The 20,648-nt window shown below is 66.3% G+C and carries 19 protein-coding genes; 10 read left to right on the top strand and 9 right to left on the bottom strand.

All coding sequences use genetic code 11. From position 1 onward, the window contains the following. The first annotated feature begins 130 nt into the window (after positions 1–130). Positions 131–832: a response regulator transcription factor CtrA gene (gene ctrA, locus C8J47_RS13585; protein WP_055872989.1), complete on the top strand. Its 702-nt coding sequence runs from the start codon at positions 131–133 to the stop codon at positions 830–832. Positions 833–1,045: 213 nt separating this feature from the next. On the opposite strand, the gene C8J47_RS13590 is transcribed toward ctrA, so the two are convergent. Then, a complete protein-coding gene (locus C8J47_RS13590) occupies positions 1,046–2,473 on the bottom strand; it encodes a phospholipase D-like domain-containing protein (protein WP_121886076.1) in 1,428 nt (475 codons plus the stop codon). 99 nt (positions 2,474–2,572) lie between these two features. On the opposite strand from C8J47_RS13590, the gene dinB reads away from it, so the two are divergent. Then, entirely contained in the window at positions 2,573–3,655 is a 1,083-nt protein-coding gene (gene dinB / locus C8J47_RS13595; RefSeq protein ID WP_121886077.1) for a DNA polymerase IV, read from the top strand. A 499-nt stretch (positions 3,656–4,154) separates the two neighbouring features. Further along, on the top strand, positions 4,155–5,006 hold the full coding sequence (locus C8J47_RS13600; RefSeq protein ID WP_259467552.1) for an SET domain-containing protein: 852 nt from the start codon (positions 4,155–4,157) through the stop codon (positions 5,004–5,006). Positions 5,007–5,032: 26 nt separating this feature from the next. Here the strand turns inward: C8J47_RS13600 and C8J47_RS13605 are convergent, their stop codons facing one another. The 3 genes from C8J47_RS13605 to C8J47_RS13615 form a co-directional block, all read right to left on the bottom strand. Continuing rightward, positions 5,033–6,931 carry a CHASE4 domain-containing protein gene (locus tag C8J47_RS13605; protein ID WP_121886079.1) on the bottom strand — a complete coding sequence of 633 codons (1,899 nt, stop codon included), beginning with the start codon at positions 6,929–6,931 and terminating at the stop codon, positions 5,033–5,035. After that, entirely contained in the window at positions 6,931–8,850 is a 1,920-nt protein-coding gene (locus C8J47_RS13610; protein WP_121886080.1) for a bifunctional diguanylate cyclase/phosphodiesterase, read from the bottom strand. Before C8J47_RS13610 ends, C8J47_RS13605 begins: the two co-directional genes overlap by 1 nt. 107 nt (positions 8,851–8,957) lie before the next feature. Then, positions 8,958–9,872, bottom strand: a complete 915-nt coding sequence (locus C8J47_RS13615; RefSeq protein WP_121886081.1) for an ROK family protein — start codon at positions 9,870–9,872, stop codon at positions 8,958–8,960. Between the two features lie 191 nt (positions 9,873–10,063). Here C8J47_RS13615 and C8J47_RS13620 point away from each other — a divergent pair, with 191 nt between their 5' ends. Continuing rightward, positions 10,064–10,666, top strand: a complete 603-nt coding sequence (locus tag C8J47_RS13620) for a Dps family protein (protein ID WP_056047308.1) — start codon at positions 10,064–10,066, stop codon at positions 10,664–10,666. A gap of 68 nt (positions 10,667–10,734) precedes the next feature. On the opposite strand, the gene C8J47_RS13625 is transcribed toward C8J47_RS13620, so the two are convergent. Further along, positions 10,735–11,415, bottom strand: a complete 681-nt coding sequence (locus C8J47_RS13625; protein ID WP_259466723.1) for a hypothetical protein — start codon at positions 11,413–11,415, stop codon at positions 10,735–10,737. An 80-nt stretch (positions 11,416–11,495) separates the two neighbouring features. Here C8J47_RS13625 and ispH point away from each other — a divergent pair, with 80 nt between their 5' ends. The 3 genes from ispH to rnhA are packed head-to-tail and all read left to right on the top strand — an operon-like array spanning position 11,496 to position 13,869. Next, positions 11,496–12,452 carry a 4-hydroxy-3-methylbut-2-enyl diphosphate reductase gene (ispH, locus tag C8J47_RS13630; RefSeq protein ID WP_056047305.1) on the top strand — a complete coding sequence of 319 codons (957 nt, stop codon included), beginning with the start codon at positions 11,496–11,498 and terminating at the stop codon, positions 12,450–12,452. Positions 12,453–12,466: 14 nt separating this feature from the next. After that, a complete protein-coding gene (gene thrB, locus C8J47_RS13635) occupies positions 12,467–13,417 on the top strand; it encodes a homoserine kinase (protein WP_121886082.1) in 951 nt (316 codons plus the stop codon). Then, entirely contained in the window at positions 13,414–13,869 is a 456-nt protein-coding gene (gene rnhA / locus C8J47_RS13640) for a ribonuclease HI (protein ID WP_121886083.1), read from the top strand. Before thrB ends, rnhA begins: the two co-directional genes overlap by 4 nt. A 24-nt stretch (positions 13,870–13,893) precedes the next feature. Here rnhA and C8J47_RS13645 read toward each other — a convergent pair whose 3' ends face one another. From C8J47_RS13645 to C8J47_RS13660, 4 genes are all read right to left on the bottom strand, one after another. Then, complete coding sequence (locus tag C8J47_RS13645; RefSeq protein WP_147454335.1) at positions 13,894–14,250, bottom strand: hypothetical protein; 357 nt, start codon at positions 14,248–14,250, stop codon at positions 13,894–13,896. 22 nt (positions 14,251–14,272) lie between these two features. Beyond that, a complete protein-coding gene (locus tag C8J47_RS18965; protein WP_147454336.1) occupies positions 14,273–14,914 on the bottom strand; it encodes a hypothetical protein in 642 nt (213 codons plus the stop codon). A gap of 400 nt (positions 14,915–15,314) precedes the next feature. Continuing rightward, positions 15,315–16,400 (bottom strand): FAD-binding oxidoreductase, encoded by a 1,086-nt coding sequence (locus tag C8J47_RS13655; protein ID WP_121886086.1) that lies wholly within the window; start codon positions 16,398–16,400, stop codon positions 15,315–15,317. Then, the gene (locus C8J47_RS13660) at positions 16,400–17,410 is read right to left on the bottom strand and encodes an alpha/beta fold hydrolase (protein WP_121886087.1); all 1,011 of its coding nucleotides are present in this window, start codon (positions 17,408–17,410) and stop codon (positions 16,400–16,402) included. The genes C8J47_RS13655 and C8J47_RS13660 overlap by 1 nt, the downstream gene beginning before the upstream one ends. Positions 17,411–17,429: 19 nt before the next feature. Between C8J47_RS13660 and C8J47_RS13665 the strand changes: the two genes are divergently transcribed. The 3 genes from C8J47_RS13665 to C8J47_RS13675 are packed head-to-tail and all read left to right on the top strand — an operon-like array spanning position 17,430 to position 20,614. Beyond that, positions 17,430–17,903, top strand: a complete 474-nt coding sequence (locus C8J47_RS13665) for a prepilin peptidase (protein ID WP_121886088.1) — start codon at positions 17,430–17,432, stop codon at positions 17,901–17,903. 49 nt (positions 17,904–17,952) lie between these two features. Beyond that, positions 17,953–18,990, top strand: a complete 1,038-nt coding sequence (gene cpaB, locus C8J47_RS13670; RefSeq protein WP_121886089.1) for a Flp pilus assembly protein CpaB — start codon at positions 17,953–17,955, stop codon at positions 18,988–18,990. Between the two features lies 1 nt (position 18,991). Next, the gene (locus C8J47_RS13675) at positions 18,992–20,614 is read left to right on the top strand and encodes a type II and III secretion system protein family protein (RefSeq protein ID WP_121886090.1); all 1,623 of its coding nucleotides are present in this window, start codon (positions 18,992–18,994) and stop codon (positions 20,612–20,614) included. Positions 20,615–20,648 lie beyond the last annotated feature (34 nt).

The following is a 20,648-nucleotide window of genomic DNA, read 5'->3' on the forward strand; positions in this document are numbered from 1 at the left end:
GCCCCTGCGCGGCGAGCCCCCGCACTTAAGTCGAAATTAACCTTTTACCTTCATTTGTCCTGTGGTTAATGAGTGGAAGTCGAGCTGCGGACATGAGGTGTCGAGCGGTCTCGCGAACAGGGGACGACGCATGCGGGTGCTGCTGATCGAGGACGAGCCGACGACGGCCAAGGCTATCGAGCTGATGCTGACGACCGAAGGGTTCAACGTCTACATCACCGATCTCGGGGAAGAAGGCCTCGATCTGGGCAAGCTGTATGATTACGACATCATCCTGCTCGATCTGAACCTGCCCGACATGCACGGCTACGACGTGCTCAAGCGCCTGCGGGTCGCACGCGTGTCGACGCCGGTACTGATCCTGTCGGGTGTGAACGAGATGGACTCGAAGGTACGCAGCTTCGGCTTCGGCGCCGACGATTACGTCACCAAGCCATTCCACCGCGAGGAACTGGTCGCGCGCATCCACGCCGTCGTCCGCCGCTCGAAGGGCCACAGCCAGTCGGTCATCCGCACCGGCAAGCTGGCGGTCAATCTCGATGCGAAGACGGTCGAAGTCGATGGCAGCCGCGTCCACCTGACCGGCAAGGAATATGCGATGCTGGAGCTATTGTCGCTCCGCAAGGGCACGACGCTCACCAAGGAAATGTTTCTCAACCACCTGTATGGCGGGATGGACGAGCCGGAACTGAAGATCATCGACGTGTTCATCTGCAAGCTGCGCAAGAAGCTCAGCCTGGCGTGTGACGGCGAGAATTACATCGAGACCGTCTGGGGTCGCGGCTATGTGCTGCGCGAACCCGACGAGGTGCTCGAAGCCCAGGTCGCGTAACTCCCCTGTATTTCGGGAGCGCATGAGGCCGCGGTACCGGGGGGTGCCGCGGCCTTTCCTGTTTTTGGCGGGCGCAGCGAAGGACCCCTACGCCGTCGCCAAGCGAACGCGCCGTCATCCTGACGAAAGTCAGTATCTAGAGCAATAAAGCGGGATGCCTGGAACCCTGGGTCCTGACTTTCGTCAGGATGACGGGTCGCGGGCGGGTCAGACCTATTTCTTCCGCCGCAGCCGCCGGAACAGGCCGCGCTTGCTGAGCGCCTCGAACATTTCTTCCGGGCCTTCGGGATCGAGCACCTCATTGTCCGCCAGCCATTCCTCGACCGCGGTCAGGTCGGGGACCTCGTAGGGCTGGACTGTCTTCCCCTTACCGCGCAGGCGCTCGATCGTCTCGATCAGCGACCCGGTCTCGGCGATCAGATCGCTGACCACCGACACCTCGACCCCAAGATGTTCGGCGATCAACCCGTCGCGGATGGCGGCGATGCCCCGCGCGGTCGCGTCGTCGGTCGCGCGAATCGCCAGATCGCACTCGGTATCGAGCCGCAGCGAGCGGTTGTTCATGTTCGACGACCCGAGCCGGAACACGTCGTCGTCGGCGATCAGGATCTTCGCGTGGCAGTAGATCGGCTCGCCGCCCGCGGTGTAGGGATGATACATCCGCAGCCGCCCGTGCGTATCGCGCCGGTGCAGCGCCTCCATCAGCCGCGCCCGCGCGGTATCCATCGCGATCGGTTCGAGCCAGCCTTGCGCGGTGGTCGGGTTGATGATGACGATTTCGGGCCCGTCCGCCTCGTCGAGCCGCCGCGCCACCGCCTCGGCGATTTTCCGCGACGCGAAATACTGGCTCTCGATGTAGAGATGCTTCTTCGCCCGCGCGATCTGGCCGAGGAACAGCGCCTCGCTTTCGTAGACCGGTTCCTGGTCGGACATCTCGGGTTCGCTGCGCGCGATCGCGACGTCGACATCGCGGAAATCGACCGGCAGCCCCTCGGGCCAGTGTTTTCCGCCGGGTTTGCCCGCCGCCATCTTCATCCCGCCAGCCAGATGCCAGCGCCGCCGGAACAGCTCGCCCAGTGCATGCGCCACGGGCCCCTGCACCGCGCTGATCGCGTCGTGCCACGGCTTGTACGGCTTGCCCGACGGCTGGACGCGGTGCGGATCGCCATCGTGGTGATCGCGCGTGTCCCAGCGGTCGCCGGTCATGTCGATGCCGCCGCAGAACGCCAGCGCATCGTCGATGATCACGATCTTCTGGTGGTGCGATGCGGCGGTCGGATGATGCCCATCGAGCTTGGTGTGGATGCGCTTGTGCTTCATCCATTTCAGCATCGTGAAGACGGTCGACCCGCGGAACAGCGACTTGATCGCGCCGGTATCCCAACGCAGCACGAAGATCTCAAGCTCGGGTTCGCGCTCGACCAGCCAAAGCATGAACTCGCCGAGCGTCTTGGGCTCGCCGGGACGATCGACGCCAGGTTCGAGGGCGATGCGCGCGTCGAAGTCCCAGCCGATTAGCAGGATGCGACGCTTGGCACCCATCATCGCGACGCGCGCGGTCCGGAAATAGTCCGCCGCATCGACGATCACCGCCATCTGTTCGGCGCGTTCGACCCGCCAGCATTCCGTCCCGACCTGCATTCGCGTCCCTTCGTTTGCCTGTCGGCAATACCTGCGGCCGGACGATTGGTTGCGGATGCACCTGTATCGCCGCCCCCCGCGCGCCTATCTAGCGCGCTGATGAGTCCTCCTACCCAGCCGCCCGCCCAGCGCAAGGTGATCCATGTCGACATGGATGCCTTCTATGCGTCGGTGGAGCAGCGCGACGATCCGTCGCTGAGGGGGAAACCGGTCGCGGTCGGGGGATCGCGCGCGCGCGGCGTCGTCGCCGCGGCAAGCTACGAAGCGCGCGCGTTCGGGGTACGCAGCGCGATGCCGTCGGCTACCGCTATCCGGCGCTGCCCCGACCTCGTGTTCGTGCCGCCGCGGTTCGACGTGTACCGCGAAGTCTCCGACCGGATCCGCGCGATTTTCGCGGACTACACCGATCTGGTCGAACCGCTGTCGCTCGACGAGGCGTATCTCGACGTGACCGAGGATATCCGCGGGCTCGGCACCGCCGCGGCGATCGCCGAGGAAATCCGCGCGCGGATCAAGGCGGATACCGGCCTCACCGCCTCCGCCGGGGTGAGCTACAACAAGTTCATCGCCAAGCTTGCGTCGGACCAGAACAAGCCCGACGGGATCTGCATCATAACCCCGAAGCGCGGCGCGGCGTTCGTCCAGTCGCTGCCGGTCAAGCGCTTCCACGGGGTCGGGCCGGTCACCGCGCAGAAGATGGAACGGCTCGGCATCCTGACCGGCGCGGACCTGTTCGGGCGCAGCCTCGCCTTCCTCCAGGCCAATTTCGGCAGCTATGCGGAGTATCTGTACGGCGCGGCACGCGGCATCGACCATCGCCCGGTGCGGGTCAATCGTGCCGCCAAGTCGGTCGGCGCGGAGAGGACGTTCGAGACCAACCTGCGCGATCCAGACGATCTGCGCGCCGCGCTCCACCGGGTGGCGGACGCCGCGTGGGTGCGGATCGAAAAGCACGGGACGCGGGGACGGACGATCACGTTGAAGCTGCGGCATGCCGATTTCCGGACGATCACGCGGGCGCGGTCGTCGCTGTCGGCAGTGACGGACAAGACCGCGTTCCTGGCGGCCGGGCTGGATTTGTTGATGGCGCAACTGCCGGTGCCGGATGGGGTGCGGCTGCTGGGGCTGACGCTGTCGGGGATCGTCGGCGACGAGGACGAGGTGCAGCCGAGCTTGTTGTGATGTGCTCCCTCTGCCTCTGGGGAGAGAGCTGGAATAATCTGCTCCCTCTCCCCTTTGGGGAGAGGGTTGGGGTGAGGGGCTGTTCCGGGCGGAGCATTGCTGGGCTGCCCCTCACCTTACCCTCTCCCCGCAGGGGAGAGGGAGAAGGAGGATCGCGCTTTACCGTGGACGGCGCCGGTCACCACGCTTACCCTTCCGCGGACGAGACACGGGGGGAACCGCGATCGCACTCTGGTTCTTCATCGCAATCGGTTTCAGTGCGGCGGGCTACGCGCTCTACCTCGCGGGGCTGCAGCGTCATCTGGTCGAGCCCAATCGCGCCTCCTGGCTGATCTGGAGCGCCGCGACGGGGGTCGAGGCGACCACCTACGCCGCGGTCAATCCGCACGCTCCGCAAAGCCTCGTCTTCGGCGGGTCGGCGATAGCCTGCGTCGCCGTCACGTTGGTCATGTGGCGGCGATCTCGGTGGCGCGCACCGACCCCGAGCGAAACCTTGTGCATGGCGTTCGCGTTCGCCGCGATCCTGCTGTGGGTCGCGTTTCACGAAACCTTCTGGGCGCACATGCTGGTCGTTGCCGCCGTGCCGATCAGCTTCTGGCCGACCTGGCAGAGTGTCCGGGAAGATCGCACGCGCGAACGCTCGCCCGCCTGGGGCCTGTGGACGTTCGGCGATCTCGCGACGCTGTTGCTGGCGACGCGGACGCAAGGCTCGGGGGTCGGCGAATACGGCTATATCGTCGTCGAGCTGCTCTGCCATGCGAGCGTGTGGATGATGGTCGGACTGTCGACGATCAATCCGGCGCGATCGTTCGGGCTGCGGCTCGGCCGGTTCTTCGTTCTCGATTCCTACCGCTCGACAACCAACCTGTTCGCGGTCGGCGAGACTCATCTCGGCAAGACGGTGTATGCCGCCGCGGGGTTCGCCGCGGGCGAGACCGTCATCCGCTTTTCGGGGCGCCGGATCGCCGCGGACCGCGTCCCCGCGGCGATGCACGGGACCGCCGATCGCTTCATGCAGGTGACCGCGGGCAGCTTCATGGGCCCATCGGGGCGGATCGACGACCTGATCAACCACAGTTGTTCGCCCAACACCGGGCTGCGGTTCGTCGGCGGCAATGTCTTCCTGGTGGCGATCCGCGATATCGCGGTCGGCGAGGAGATCGCGTGGGATTATTCGACCACCCTCGCCGATCCCGCTTGGCAGATGCCGTGTGCGTGCGGGAGCGCGTCGTGTCGGGGGATCATCGGCGGGTTCGGCACGCTGCCGATCGCACGCCAACGCTGGTTCCTCGACCAGGAGATGGTTGCACCGTATCTGCGCCCGGCGATTGAAGGCGCGCGCGCCGCCTGACCGGGCGCAACCCCGACCGCTGCTGCCTACGCCGCCTTGGCCATCCCCGCCGCCGCGCGGTGCAGCGACAGGATCGCGACCGCGCCCAATCCGGGCCCGTCGCTTTCCAGCCGCAACGATCCTTCCATCGCGGTCATCGAATTGGCGCACCAGTGCAGCCCGAGACCGCCGGACTTGTGATGCCGCGTCGAAAACCCGCGTTGGAACAGGTTTGGCGCGAGGTCGGGGGCGAACCCCTCGCCATCGTCGCGGATCACGATCGTGACGCGGTCGTCCTGTTCGACGATCGACGTCATGATCGATCCGCTGCCCAGCCCCCGCGCGACGATCGATTCGGACGCGTTGCCGAACAGGTTGCCGATCACTTGGCTGAGGATCACCCGGCTGGCCATCACGGGAATCGGCCCGGCGGGGAAGCTGAACGCGATCGAGACGTTCTGCGAATAGCGCGCGATCGTCGCGTTGCGCGCGATGATGTCGGCGACGTCGCACTGTTCCAGCGTCGGCCGCTCGTGCGCGGCCTTCTGCTGCTGGCCGATGATCTCGAGGACATGCGCCATCGCTTCGCGCCCGACCGCGAGTTCGCGGCGCATTGCCTCGCGGTTGGCCGACTCCGCCTCGACCGCGGCGGCGACGAACGCGACCAGTTTGCGACGGCGCGCCTCGGGAACATCGGTGCGGACGAGCTCGGCCAGCGCGCGGTCGACCGTGGTGCGCTCGATCGGCGGGGCCTGCGCGATGCCCTGGCTGAGGATCGTGCTGATCGGGTTCAGCGCGTTGCGGACGTTGTGCATCACCGCAACCGCACTTTCGCTGCGCCCGAGATCGAAGGACTGCACCTCGATCTGCTCGCGCAGGTCCTTCAACTGCCGCAGCATCGCGTTGAAGCTGCGACCGAGCGAACCGATCTCGTCGCGGCGACCATGCTCGCTCAGCAGCGCCAGCGAGCCCGACGCGCGCACCCGCTCCATATGGCTTTCGACGCGGTGCAGCGGACGCAGCACGAGCCGGGTGATCGTCCGTCGCAGCACGACCAGGACGAGCAGCAGCAGGACGGTCGACCCCGCGACCGCGAGCAACAACATGCGGCGGCCGAGTAGGGATACGTCGCGTCTCACGCTGAACCGCGTGCTCGCGACGCCGCGGCCGTCGGCGCCTTTCATCGGCACCGCGATCGTCAGGATACCGGTGCGAGGAATCACGGTCTCGGCGATCCCCGCCGCGTTCAGATCGATCCGGGCGTCGAGCTGGAGCAGGTCGGAAATCTGCTGCGAGGTGATGACCCGCGCCATCAGCACATAGCCGCGCGGCGCGCCGCTGCCGTCCGAGCGGCGCACGCGGGCGATCCCGACCGCCGCGACGCTGTCACCGATCCGCGCGTAGAACCGCCCCGAACTCTGCCCCTGCAGCGCCTGCATGAGATCCGTCCCGGCGATCGTCGCGATCAACTGGCGACGCATCGCCGGCCGCTCGACGCCGCTGACCGGATCGCGCCAGCGGGCGATGACGATCCGGCCGTCGGGGGCGACATAGGCCATGCCATCGACGCCGATGTTGCTCATCGCCAGCGGTGAGAAGCTGTCGTTCTCGAAGCGGGCGTGTTCGGCTCCCTCGCGCCGAGGTGTCGCCGCGGGATCCACCATATAGGCGTAGCTGTCGTTCCAGTCGCCATAGTCGCGCACCGCGCTTTCGACCTTGGCCTCGTATTCGGACAGCGCCGCGCGGGTCCGCTCGATATGCCCGGCGATCGCCTTGTCCTCGAGCTGGGTGAAGCTCGGCGTGATGATACCGGCGAGCAGCATCGTGATCGCGATCGCCGCGCACAGCCCGACCGCGGTCATGATCAGCACGAGCTTGGCGCCGAGCGATGCCGGACCGCGGACTCGCCTGAACCGCCGCACCAGGCCGACGGGGAGTACCGCCATCAGCCGCGCGTCCCGTTGCCCGACCTGCGATACACCATCGGACCGTCGCCCGCGGTGTCGTCGCTACCGCCGACGATCCGCGCATTGGCCATGTCCAGCGCGACCTCCGCGCTGACCGGACGCGAGAAGAAATAGCCCTGGAGATGGCTGGCACCGGCAAGGCGGAGCGCCTGGACCTGCGCTTCGGTCTCGACGCCCTCGGCGATGACGCCGAGCCCGAGTGCGCGACCAAGGTGGATGATCGAATGGACGATCGCCGCGCTTTCGCGTTCGCGGCCCATGCCGTCGATGAACGACTTGTCGATCTTGAGGCAGTCGAGCGCGAACTTGCGGATGTTGTAGAGGCTCGAATAGCCCGTCCCGAAATCGTCGAGCGCGATCCGGAAACCCATCTGACGGAGCTTGTAGAGCGTGTCGGCGGCGCGTTCGGCGTCGTCGAAGATCGCGGTTTCGGTGATCTCGATCTGCAGGCGCGCGGGCTCGATCCCGGCGCGCTGGACGCTCTGCATGATATGCCCGACGAAATTCTGGCGGCGGAACTGGCGCGGGCTGAAATTGACCGAGACATATTGCCCGGGCCATTGCTTCAGGACCTGGAGCGCCTCGCCCAGTACCCAGTCGCCGAGTTCGTGGATGAGGTTCGATTCCTCCGCGATCGGGATAAAGGTGGCCGGGCTCATCGACCCGTATTCCCCGGTGTTCCAGCGGATGAGCGCTTCGAACCCGATCACCTCGATCGCGCTTCCCGAGACGATCGGCTGGTAGACCAGACTGAGTTCGCCCTTGGCGATCGCCTGGCTGAGGCCGCCCTCGACCCGGCGGCGAAAGCGGATGCCTTCGTCCATGCTCTCGTCGAACAGCCGGACGATACCGCGACCGCCGCGCTTGGCATCGTTGAGCGCGAGGTCGGCGCGGCGCATGACGTCGACCGGGTCGCCGCCCTGCCCGCCTTCGGTAACGACCAGCCCCGCCGATGCACCGGCCTGGACCGAATTGCCGAACACCTGGACGCTGACCGAACAGGCCGCGATGACCCGCTCGCACGCCATCACCGCCGCAGCCTCGCCGGAGGTTTCGAACAGGATACTGAATTCGTCGCCGCCGAGCCGTGCCACCAGCGCGCCCTCGGGCGACGCGCGATTGAGGATCGCGCACATCTCGCGGATGAGTTCGTCGCCTGCGAGATGCCCGAGCGTGTCGTTGATGAGCTTGAACCGGTCGAGGTCGACCATCACGGTCGCGAACGCGCCCTGCGTCTTGGTGCGCTCGGCGAGCGCGCGAAGGAAGGCGAGACGGTTGGGCGCTTCGGTCAGCGAATCATGGGTGGCGATGTGGATCGCGCGGCTTTCGTTCGCCGCCAGTTCGGCACCCTGCTCCTCGAGCTGGATGACCTGCGCCGCGAGCTGATCGCGTGCCGCCACCAGCTCGCGGTCGTTCTCCCAGCGCTTGGCGAGCGCGGTCGCGGTCTGCGTGATCTCGGCGACTTCGAACGGCTTGGCGATGTAGAAGATCTTGTCGGCGGGCCCCGCGACCTTGCTGATCTCGACCGGCGAGAAATCGGAAAATCCGGTGACGATGACCAGGTTTATCGCCGGATCGATCGCGCGGATCCGCATCGCGGTTTCGCGGCCGTCGATCCCCGGCGGCATGCGAACGTCGATGAACGCGACCGTGAACGGATCGCCGGCGGCGCTGGCACGCTCGACCTCCGCAACCGCATCAAGGCCCTGGTCGCAGTGCGTCAACACGAACGCAGGGATCGCATCGGCGGTATCCAGCGCATCGTCAGCTAGGGAGTCGCCGAACAACTCGGCCGCCATCGCACCCAGCGTGGCGGCGCCGATCGGATGCTGCCCGGCGAAGCTGCGCCGATAGCTGTCGTGCATCGCCGGCTCGTCGTCCACGATCAGAATACGCATCGATGTACCGCTCCATGTCGCACTTAGCAGGCCAAGCGTAACAGGCCGCCACTAAACGGTACTGCGCGATGCCCTTCTCTATTGACGCAAGCGGTAACGGAACGCGGTTAAGACGGTGTAAACGACGAGGCCAGTTGTTGGCCAAGTGCTTGAGCTCCCAGCACGATCGCGCCGAGCGGGCCGGCATTGTTACCGAGCGCGGGCGGCACGATGAAGGTGTCGGTCAGCGCGACCTCGGGCAGCGTGATGTACCCGCCAAGGCTTCGCGTCATCGCCGCCCGGACGCGCGGGAACAGATGCGTCGCGCCCATCACGCCGCCGCCCATGACGATACGCCGCGGGATGCCCGTCAGCACCAGCGTATGGCAGAGTTGACCGAGCGCATCGGCGACGCCGTCCCATACGGGATCTTCCGCCGGTGCCTGGTCGGCAGGTTTGCCAATGCGCGCGGCGATGGCGGGGCCCGATACGAGCCCCTCCAGGCAGGCACCGTGGAACGGGCAATTGCCGACCCAGTCGTCGCCGCGGAATCGGACCGGACGGATATGGCCGAGTTCGGAATGCGTCAGCCCGTCGATCGGGCGGTGATTCGCGATCATCCCCACACCAACCCCGGTCCCGACCGTGACATAGGCGATATCGGGTAGCCCGGTGGCGGCGCCCCAGCGCGCTTCGGCCAGCGCCGCCCCGACGACGTCGGTATGGAAGCCGGTCGGCACGCCGTAGCGGCGGTGCAACCGGCCGGCGATATCCGTCCCTGCCCAGCCCGGCTTCGGTGTCGAGGTGATGTGACCGTAATCGCCGGCATGACGATCGATCGACACCGGCCCGAAACTGGCGATGCCGATCGCGACGAACCCGCTCCACCGGTCGAGCACCGCCTCGATCGCCGCCAGCGTTTCCTCTGGCCGCGTGGTCGGGATGCGGACGGTCTCCTCGATCTGGTCGGGGCCGCGCGCGAGGATGCAGATGCATTTGGTGCCGCCGAGTTCGATCCCTGCGACCAAAGGTGCTTCCGTCATCCTGAACTCCCTACGCATTTACAGCCGCCCGCTTCCTTTGCCGGCGTCGTCCAGTCAAGAGGCTCGGCCGACCGCGCCGTCCGGAACGACGCAAAACACCGATCACGCTCAACGATGTTTTCGTCCGCTATCGATCCGCGTGGTCGTGCGTTAGGGTAGTTCTCTCTTCCGCTTGCAGACAGGAATTCCCGATGGCCAAGAAACCCCTCAAGATGCCGAAGGTCGATACGTCGGTCGAAGCACAGCCACAGTACAAGGTCGAGTATCGCGAGATCCAGCCTTACGGAACGCTGAAGCGCCTGCCGATCGCACTCGAGGACAACGCCCGTGCGCAGAGCGTATCGATCCTCAACCAGGTTCTGGCCGATACGATGACCTTGCGCGACATGTACAAGAAGCATCATTGGCAGATGTCGGGTGCGACATTCTATCAACTGCACCTTCTGCTCGACAAGCATTACGAAGAACAGGCTGCACTGGTCGATCTCGTTGCGGAGCGGATCATGGCGCTGGGCGGCATCTCGATCGCGATGGCGCATGATGTTGCCGAAATGACGACGATCCCCCGTCCGCCCAAGGGTCGCGAAGACGTGCCGACGCAGCTTGCCCGGCTGCTCGAGGCGCACGAGATCATCCTGCGCCAGGCGCATGAGGGTGCCGAAGCGGCAGACGAGTCCGGCGACGACGGCACCAACGATCTGCTCGTGAGCAACATCGTGCGCACGCACGAGCCGCAGGTCTGGTTCCTGGCGGAGCATCTCGCCGAGACCGAACTGGTCCGCAGCGACAAGTAAACGAAACGGGGTCCGATTGCCTGGCAATCGGACCCCGCCTTCATCGCGTCATTGTTGCGACCCGGCGATCAGCGGGTCGCGTTGTACTTCAACTGATCGTCGGTGAGCTGGAAGCCGACCAACGCCTCGAAGCTTGCACGCAGAACCGCCTGCCGGACTTCGGGGGTGCTCAGCGGATCGACCGCAGCATCCTGATCGCCCGCCTTGCGCTTGCGCGTCAGCTTCTCGCGAACATCGTCGGGCAGCGTCGCGGCGGCGCGCGAGATCGTCGACGATGCGGTCGCCGAGGTCGAGGCGAGCGCCTGACCGGCGGCGAAATGCAACGTCACACGGCCGACTCGCTTGGCAACGACGGCGCTGCCGCCGCGGACCACGGTGATGAAATAGGGCAGCGTCACGTCGCGCGCACCCTCGGTACGGTTGCGGCGGGCGCGGATGTCGAACGTGACGTTGGTGACGACCTGATCGGTCGCGTCGGCGCAGGTCGAGCGGACGTTGGTCATCAGCGCGGCGACGTCGATCGCCGACTGGTCGCGGCTGGTGGTCGGATCGAATAGCGTGACGTCGCCGGTCGCGGCGGGGATCGCCACGGCCGGGCAGACCGAACGGACCGCGGAGATACCGCCGGTCGCGTCGACTTCGCCCTTGCCGGCGCATCCTCCTAAAAGAACAGCAACGGCCGATATGGCGAGGATGGGGGCTTTCACGGCGACGCTTACCTTCTCGAACGAGCGAAAGGGCCACCGCATGTCGCAAGCGGCCCCTGTCGCCGCGCACCATAGGAACCGGCTATCGTCCAGGCAAGCAATCGCGTAGAGGCAGCCGCATCATGAGCCCAATCGACAAGCCGCCGCTCGACCTGCTGATCGCAGCACCCCGAGGCTTTTGCGCCGGCGTCGACCGCGCGATCCGGATCGTCGAACTGGCGATCGAGAAACACGGTGCGCCGGTCTACGTCCGTCACGAGATCGTCCACAACAAGTTCGTCGTCGACACGCTGAAGGCGCAGGGCGCGATCTTCGTCGAGGAACTCGACCAGGTGCCCGATGGCGCGCCGGTCGTGTTCTCGGCGCACGGTGTGCCGAAATCGGTGCCGCTCGACGCACAGAATCGCGGGCTGGAATATCTCGATGCGACCTGCCCGCTGGTCTCGAAGGTGCACCGCCAGGCCGAACGGCTGGTCGGCGCCGGACGGCACATCGTGTTCATCGGCCATGCCGGGCATCCCGAGGTGATCGGGACGTTCGGCCAGGTGCCCGAGGGCGCGATGTCGCTGATCGAGACCGTCGAGGATGCCGAAGCGTTCGCGCCCGCCGACCCGAACAACCTCGCCTTCCTGACGCAGACCACGCTGTCGGTCGACGATACCGCTGCCGTGGTGGCGACGTTGCAGCGGCGATTCCCCGCGATGCTGCCGCCGCGGGGCGAGGACATCTGCTACGCGACGTCGAACCGCCAGACCGCGGTCAAGGCGATCGCGCATAACTGCGAGGCGATGCTGGTGATCGGCGCGCCCAATTCGTCCAACTCGGTACGCCTCGTCGAGGTCGCCGAGCGCGAGGGAACGCGGGCCCGACTGATCCAGCGTGCGAGCGAACTCGACTGGGATTTCCTGGCGGGCGTCCGCACGCTGGGGATCACCGCCGGCGCCTCCGCCCCCGAACTGCTGGTGCGCGAACTGGTCGAACGATTGTCGGAACGCTTTACCGTGACGGAGCGCGAGGTCGAGACGACCCGCGAGACGATCGCGTTCAAGTTGCCGCGTGGCCTGGAAGCCGCTGCTTAGGATGGGCGCCTAGCATGGCGGTCTATACGCAGGTGTCGGCCGAAGCGCTCGCGAGCTTCCTCGCCGGTTTCGATCACGGCGAACTGGTCTCGTTCAAGGGGATCGCCGAGGGCGTCGAGAACAGCAATTATCTGGTCGACACGACGGCCGGACGGTTCATCCTGACGCTGTACGAAAAGCGCGTGTCGGTGGGCGACCTGCCGTTCTTCATGGCGATGCTCGAGCATCTCGCGACCGACGGCAACCCGGTGCCGAGAGCGCTGGCGAACCGCGACGGCGTGCTCATCCACGAGCTGTGCGGCCGCCCCGCCTGCCTAATCGAGTTCCTGCACGGTGTGTCGGTATCGCAGCCGACCGCCGCGCAGGCCTATGCCGCCGGTGCGGCGATGGGGGCTATGCATGAGAGTCTGGCCGGGTTCGCGCTCGATCGGCCGAACACGCTGGGGCCGGCGGGATGGCAGGCGTTGCTGGCGCAGTGCGGCGACGATCTCGACACGATCGCGCCTGGCTTGTTCGATCGCGTGTCGACGGCGCTGGACGGCGTCGTCTCGGTCTGGCCCGATAGGCTACCTCGCGCTGTGATTCATGCCGATCTGTTTCCGGACAACGTGCTGATGCGCGGCGATACGGTCGGTGGACTGATCGATTTCTATTTCGCGTGCACCGATATCCGCGCCTATGATCTGGCGATCATGCACAGCGCGTGGAGCTTCGACGACCGTGGCGAGCGCTATGACGCGGCGGTGGGCGATGCGCTGGTCCGGGGCTATGCGGACCGGCATCCGCTATCGGACGACGAACGCGCCGCATTGCCGATCCTGGCGCAGGGTGCGTGTCTGCGGTTCCTGCTGACGCGGGCGTGGGACTGGCTGAATACCCCGGCGGGCGCACTGGTGACGCGGAAGGATCCGCTCGCCTATTGGCGACGCTACGAAGCTTACGCAAAGGACGATATGTTCGCATGACTGACGGCGAGATGACGAAGGTGGAGATCTTCACCGACGGCGCGTGCAAGGGCAATCCCGGCCCCGGCGGCTGGGGCGCGGTGATCCGCATGGGCGCGCACGAGAAGGAATTGTCGGGCGGCGAAACCCCGACGACGAACAACCGCATGGAGATGACCGCGGCGATCGAGGCCCTCAATGCGCTGACCAGGCCGTGCGCGATCACGCTGTATACCGACAGCAAGTACGTCATGGATGGCCTCACCAAATGGGTGAAGGGGTGGCAGCGCAACGGCTGGAAGACCGCCGACAAGAAGCCGGTGAAGAACGCCGAACTCTGGCACGCGCTGCTGGCCGCGGTCGAGCGTCACAAGATCGAGTGGCAATGGGTCAAGGGCCATGCCGGCCACCCCGAGAACGAACGCGCCGACAAACTGGCGAGCGATGCCGCGGTGGCGGCGGGGCGGCGCTGACCCGCTTCGTCCGGTCCGGCGCGGTCATGCCCCGATCACGTCGCCGAACTGGGTGTCCTGCATAGGCTGGTCGTCGCGCCATGACGCGGAGTCGCGTTTCAGCGTCAGATTGATGATGACGATCCCCGCATAGGACGGCCGCGTCGGCTTCGGCAGGTGCAGGACGCGGCGGCCCGACCGATAGGTGGCAAGCGCCGCCGCCTTGATCCGCCGGGCGGCGTCCGCACCGTGCCAACCGACGACCGCGACCGCGACGTGCGTCGCGTCGGTGATCGTGACGACCGCATCGCGGGAATAGTCGCGAAGTTGCTGCAACGACCGTGCGTGCCATGACGGCTGGTCGAACGCCGAGACGTCCGTCGAGCGCCACGCGACTCGCATACCGTCGGGGACGGCCGTCCAGCTATCGGCCGGCGACGATTCGCTTTGCGGGTCGCTCGCCGGGTCGATCGACGGCCGGGCGGAGCGGATCAGGTCGTGTCGGCAGCGCTGGCACCGGCTGAACAGAAAGCCCTGGTTTTCCAGGACGAGCGGCGCGGCGACGTGCCCCGAGACGTGGCATAGCAGGTTCATGGCGATCCTCCTTGGTGATCGATATATCGAGGTGCAGTGCGGCGAGGACGATCAGGTCGCTCGGCCCCTGTTCGAGCACCAGATCGAGATTCCAGACTTCGAAATGACGGCCCATGCCGATCAGCAGCGCGCGCTGGCGAATGCCGCGTCGCGACCGCATCCAGGGCGCGATCCGGATCCGCCCCTTGCCGTCCATCTGCGCGGGCGCGACGAACCCCAGCCGTCTTCGCAACAGCGCCTCACGCGCCTCGCGCTCCCACCCGCCGAGCAAGTTGTCCCGAGTATCGTGATGATGCACCGCGACGCTGTCACGGTCGCAGACGATCATGCACGGGTGATCCGCATGAAGACCGACGAACAGATCGTCGCGGATCGCGCGCGATTGTATCGCCACGCAGAAATGTTCGGGTAAAGTCAGCTCGCCTTTCGCGTTGATCGTCGAAATCGAGCTGCCAACGAAGAAATCAACCATGCGCTACACACCGAAAAGGCTGGCTGCACTCTGCCAGCCCCGGAATTATCTCGCGTTAACCATATCGCGTATTTAACCTCGGTTAGGTTTTTGGGACTAACCCGATCCTGTCGATTTCTACGAATGAAGATCGGAATTTTTTCCAATGGATTCGCGAATCTTCACATCACTTCGGTGTGCGAAAATAGCGATGCAGCCATATCGGACAGGATAAACCGCGTCGTTTTTACTGAAAGCGAGCGTTATCTGCAGAACGAAACGGGCCCGGCTCGAGTCGAATTGCTCGATCGGAGACCTTCGACGGGGGCGATGGCACGGCTCACGGGGATCGAGTCGATTGCGTTTTGGCGAACCTTTCAGCTACGCTACGGTTCCCCGTCGAACGCGCACCGAGGCTCGTTCAAAACCGGTGGGGCGAATAGCGCGCCGGATCGATCGCCGCGACCGACGGATCGGGCGCGATGCCGAGCAGCAGGCTGGCGGCAAGCAACGCGGCAGCGGGTGCCGTCTGGATTCCGAACCCGCCCTGCCCCGCGCACCAGAAGAACGCGGGAGTATCGGGGTCGAAGCCGTAGATCGGCAAGCGGTCCGGAGCGAAGGTCCGCAACCCCGCCCAACGCCGCTCGATCGCCGCGACGCGCCAATCGACGACGCGTTCGAATCGGTCGACCGCGATCGCGATGTCGATTTCCTCGGGCGCGGCATCGCAGGGGGCTGTCGGTGTCTCGTCATGCGGGCTGAGCCAGAGGCGACCGCCGGGTTCGGGCTTGAAATAGAACCGCCCTGCGATGTCGGCGATGTGCGGCAAGCCTTCGGGCGCGCCGGGATCGGTACGCAGCTGGACCATCGTCCGGCGATAGGCTTGCAGGCCAAGCGGACGGACGCCGGCTCGCACCGCGACCGCGTCCGCCCAAGCGCCCGCCGCATCGACGATGACGCGAGCCCTGAACGCGCCCGCCTTGGTGTCGACCGTCCACACGCCGCCGACGCGAGTCGCACCGGAGAACGCGGCATCGCTGACGAAATCGACTCCGGCACGGCGCGCGGTGGCGATGCTTTCGGCATGAAGTGCTGCGACGTCGATATAGGCGCAGCTCGCCTCCTGCACGCCGAGCGTCCAGTCGGTGCGGAGACCGGGGACGAACGCAGCGGGGTCGACCCGGTCGAGCGCGACGTCGCTGCCCGCGAATTCGGCCAGGAACGCGTCGATCGCCGCTTCGTCTTCGGCGCGACCGATATGGATCGAGCCGAGCGGCGCGAGATGCCCGCCCGCCTCGAGAAACGGACCCGACGCGGTCGTCAGCGGCTGGATATCGGGGCCGCCATAGGTTTCCGACCAGAATGCCGCCGAACGACCGGTGGCGTGATACCCGGGGGCGTCCTCCGCTTCGAGCACGAGCACGCGCGCATGCGGACCGAGCGCCGCCGCGAGGCTCGCGCCGGCCATGCCGGCCCCGACGATCGCGATGTCGTAGACGGGTGCCATCAGCGGAGCGGCACGCACGCTGCGAGAAACGAATCGATCGCCGACAGCGCACGGTCGCGAACGCCGTCGGCCTCGCGCAAAATTTCGTGCGCGGACTCGCGGCCGAACCGGACGACCTGCGCATCGGGCAAGCGTGCCGCCAGCCGGAGCGCGGCGCGCGGATCGACCAGCTTGTCGGCGTCGGCGATCAGCATCAACACGGGGATATCGATCGACTCGATACGGGGATCCTTCGCCAGCGCCGCCGCGCCTGCGAACCCCTGCGCGAGCCACGCCCAGCTCGGTGGGCCGAGTACCAGCTCCGGACACGTCCGCTGCCACCAGAGCTCGTCCTCGTAGCGCGCGGCGTCATGCGTCAACAAAGTCTGCCGCGACGCGACCGATCCGGGCCGCTCGTTGGTCCGCCACGCCGCGCGCGCCGGATCGCCGCGGGCCGCCATCCACTGCGTCACCTTGCTGGCAAAGCCCGTGCCGAACGGTGATTTCAGCCCGATCATCGGCGCCACGAGGATCGCCGCCGCCGGCTGGATCGACCGTGCCGCGAGCGCGCGCATCACCATCATGCCGCCCATCGAGTGGCCGAGCACGACGCTCGGCAGCGCCGCGTCCCGTGCATCCGCCGACCGCGCGTCCTCCGCGCTCCAGTCCGCCCAGAACGCCGCGAGATCGCGGTCGTACACACCGTAATCGCTGGCGTGGCCGACATGCGGATCGGCGGAAAGCCGCCCCGAACCACCCTGCCCGCGCCAGTCGAACGCGGTCACCGACCACCCCTGCGCGTGGAGATGCGCGAACGTTTCCAGATATTTCTCGAAGATATCCCCACGGCCGGTCTGGAACAGGACGCGCCCGCGCGGCGCCGCGGCGGGCCAGTCGAATCGACGCAGCTTCCAGCCGTCCGGCGCGGTCCAATAACCGATGCGGGCGCCGACCGGGATTGCCCGTCGCGCCGTACAAGCCTCGGTATCGCCGGTATTTTTGCGCGGCACGGTTACTTTTTCGAAAGCCATCTCCGTTAGGACTTAGCCGATGGGGTCCAACATTGCGCTTCCAATCTTGATTCTTGTGCTCGGGGGCCTGCTGGTCTCCGCCGGCATCGAGGACGTGCGGACTCGGGAAATCGCCAACTGGAAGAACGCCGCGGTCGCGCTGCTCGCGCCAATCTGGTGGTATGCCAACGGCCTGGATGTCTGGCCCGACATGGCGCTCCAGCTCGGCGTGGCCTTGGCCGTGTTCGCCGTGTTTCTGATCGCGTTCCATTTCGGGATGATGGGCGGCGGCGACGTCAAGCTCATCGTCGCGCTCGCGCTGTGGCTGCCGTTCCCGGCGTTCCTGTCGATGCTGATGATCATGTCGATCGCCGGCGGGATCGTCACGATCGTCATGATGATCGAGCGCACGATCAAGAAGAATACCGGACAAATCGAGGTTCCATATGGGGTCGCTATAGCATTCGCCGGTATTCTCGCACTCCGCGAACCACTCCTTAACCAGTTTCAGTGATGATTAACCTCGGAACGAACACCGGGCGCCTGAAAGGCACGATGTAGTCATGGACAGCCGCAAGATAATTCTGCTGGTAGGCGCGCTTATAGTCGCGGCCGTAACAGCCTTCTTTGCCAGAACGCTTGTGGCGGGAAGTTCGGCACCGCAAGCCGGTGCCTCCGCAATGGCCGCGCCGGCCGTCGACGGGCCCGAAGTGCTCGTCGCGACGCGCTCGCTGCCGGTCGGCACGATCCTCGACGCGACCGCGCTGAAGTATCAGCCCTGGCCCAAGGAGCTGGTCGACAACGCCTATTACCTCAAGGACAAGACCAACCTCCAGTCGTTGCAGGGCACGGTGGTGCGCAGCATCATCACGGCGGGACAACCGGTCACGCAGGGTGCGCTGGTCAAGCCCGGCGACCGCGGATTTCTCGCCGCGGCGCTCGGCCCTGGCATGCGCGCGGTCTCCGTCCCCGTTTCGGCGCAGGCCGCGGTTGCAGGCTTCGTCTTTCCGGGCGACCGCATCGACCTCGTCCTGACGCAGAACGTCGCCGGTGGCGGCGATGGCCAGCCGCTCAAGGTGTCGGAAACGATCATGCGCAACATCCGCGTGCTCGCCACCGACCAGCGTACCGACAATCTGGTTGGCGAAGACGGCAAGACCAAGGTCCAGACCTTCTCGAACGTGACGATCGAAGCGACGCCGAAGATGGCGGAGCAGGTCGCGGTCGCGCAGACGCTCGGCACGCTGTCGCTGTCGCTGCGCTCGATCGCCGACAATTCCGCCGAACTCGAAGAGGCGATCGCCTCGGGCGCGGTGCACGTGCCCAACGGGAACGATCCGAAGGCCGAGAAGGCGATGATGGTCCGGCTCGCGAGCCAGCCATCGGCCGGTGCGGGAAGCTACCAGACCGGCGCCGACGTCTCGCGCTACCAGCGCAGCTCGGTCCCTGGAAAGCCGGCAGCAAGTTCTGGCGGGCAAGGCGGGATGCCGATGATGCCGGTTGCAGGACCCACGACGGGTGCAGTCGCCGTGCAAGGGCCGATCGTGCGGGTGGCGCGCGGCAACGCAATGACCGTCGTTCCGGTCGGGGGGAAGAATTGAAATGCGCATTCCGTTGACGCACCCCTTTGGCGCGGCTCGCCAGAAAACGACGTTGGGATGGCCGCTCGTGGTCGCCCTGGTCGCAGCCAGCGCCGCGCCCTCGGTCCCCGCGATGGCGCAGCGCGGTCGTGGCGCGACCGCCCCCGCCGGATCGCCGGTTGTCCAGGTCAATACCGGCCGCGGTCGGCTGGTGACGCTCGCACGGCCGATGAGCGACCTGTTCGTCGCCGACGATGCGATCGCCGATGTCCAGGTCCGCTCGCCGACGCAGCTTTACATCTTCGGCAAGAAGACCGGCGAGACGACGATCTCGGCGACCGCCAAGGGTGGCGCAGTGGTCTATTCGGCGACGATCCGCGTCGGCAACAACCTCGATTCGGTGCAGCAGATGCTGGGGCTGGCGATGCCCGAAGCACAGGTCGTCGCGACGCCGATGAACGGCCTGATCCTGTTGACCGGTACGGTGGCCGCGCCCGAGGACGCCGCCGAGGCCGAGCGCCTCGTTCAGGCATTCGTCGGCGACTCGACCAAGGTCCTGTCGCGGCTGAAGACCGCGACGCCGTTGCAGGTCAACCTGCAGGTACGGATCGCAGAGGTCAGCCGGAGTTTCGTCAAGAATATCGGGGTAAACATCCAAAGCAGGGACGGTACGGGCGGTTTCAAATTCGGCGTTGCCCAAGGCCGCGGCGCAAGCAACCAATTCTTTCCTGGCGGCGCGTTGTCGACAGGCTTCACCGCACCCGCCCAAAGCGGTGTCACGCAATCGACGTTGGGCACTACTTTCGGTCTCGCCGGCAAGTTGCTCGGACTTGACCTCATCGGGGCGATCGACCTCGGCGAGACCACCGGCCAAGTGACGACGCTCGCCAATCCGAATCTTACCGCGCTGTCGGGTGAGACGGGGACGTTCCTCGCTGGCGGCGAAGTGCCGATCCCGATCGCGCAGGCGCTCGGCACCGTCACGGTCGACTACAAGCAATATGGCGTCAGCCTGGCGTACACGCCGACGGTTCTCTCGGATGGCCGCATCTCGCTGCGCGTCCGTCCCGAAGTGTCGCAGCTCGATTATTCGAACGCGGTCACGCTCAACGGCACGCGCGTACCCGGCCTGACGACGCGACGGACCGAAACCACCGTCGAACTCGGCTCGGGCCAGAGCATGATGATCAGCGGCCTGCTGTCGAACAGTCACAACAACTCGTACGACAAGACCCCCGGACTGGCGAACCTGCCGATCATCGGCGCGCTGTTCCGCTCGAACGCGTTCCAGCGCAACGAGACCGAACTGGTGATCGTGATCACGCCGTATCTGGTCAAGCCGGTCAACAACGCGAGCGACATCGCCCTGCCGACCGACGGCGCGCGCGCACCGTCCGACATCGATCGGGTATTGCTCGGCACGCTGAGCGCGAGCGGCGGCGGCAAGCGGCCGGTGCCGACCGTGGCGCGTCCCGCCTATGTCCAGCCCTCCGTCGGCGCCACCGCACCGGTCATGCCGGTGCCGCGGAGCGACATCCGCCGCAGCGAAGACGACGTCAGAGCGCCGGCTCCGATCGCCAACGGCACAGGCAAAGGCAGCAAGCCGGGCACGGCTGTCGTCCCCGCCCCCGGCTTCTCGAACTGATCGGAACGCAGTGACATGCCCCTGCACCCGACGT

The sequence above is a fragment of the Sphingomonas sp. PP-F2F-G114-C0414 genome (assembly GCF_003688595.1).
GTDB lineage: Bacteria > Pseudomonadota > Alphaproteobacteria > Sphingomonadales > Sphingomonadaceae > Sphingomonas.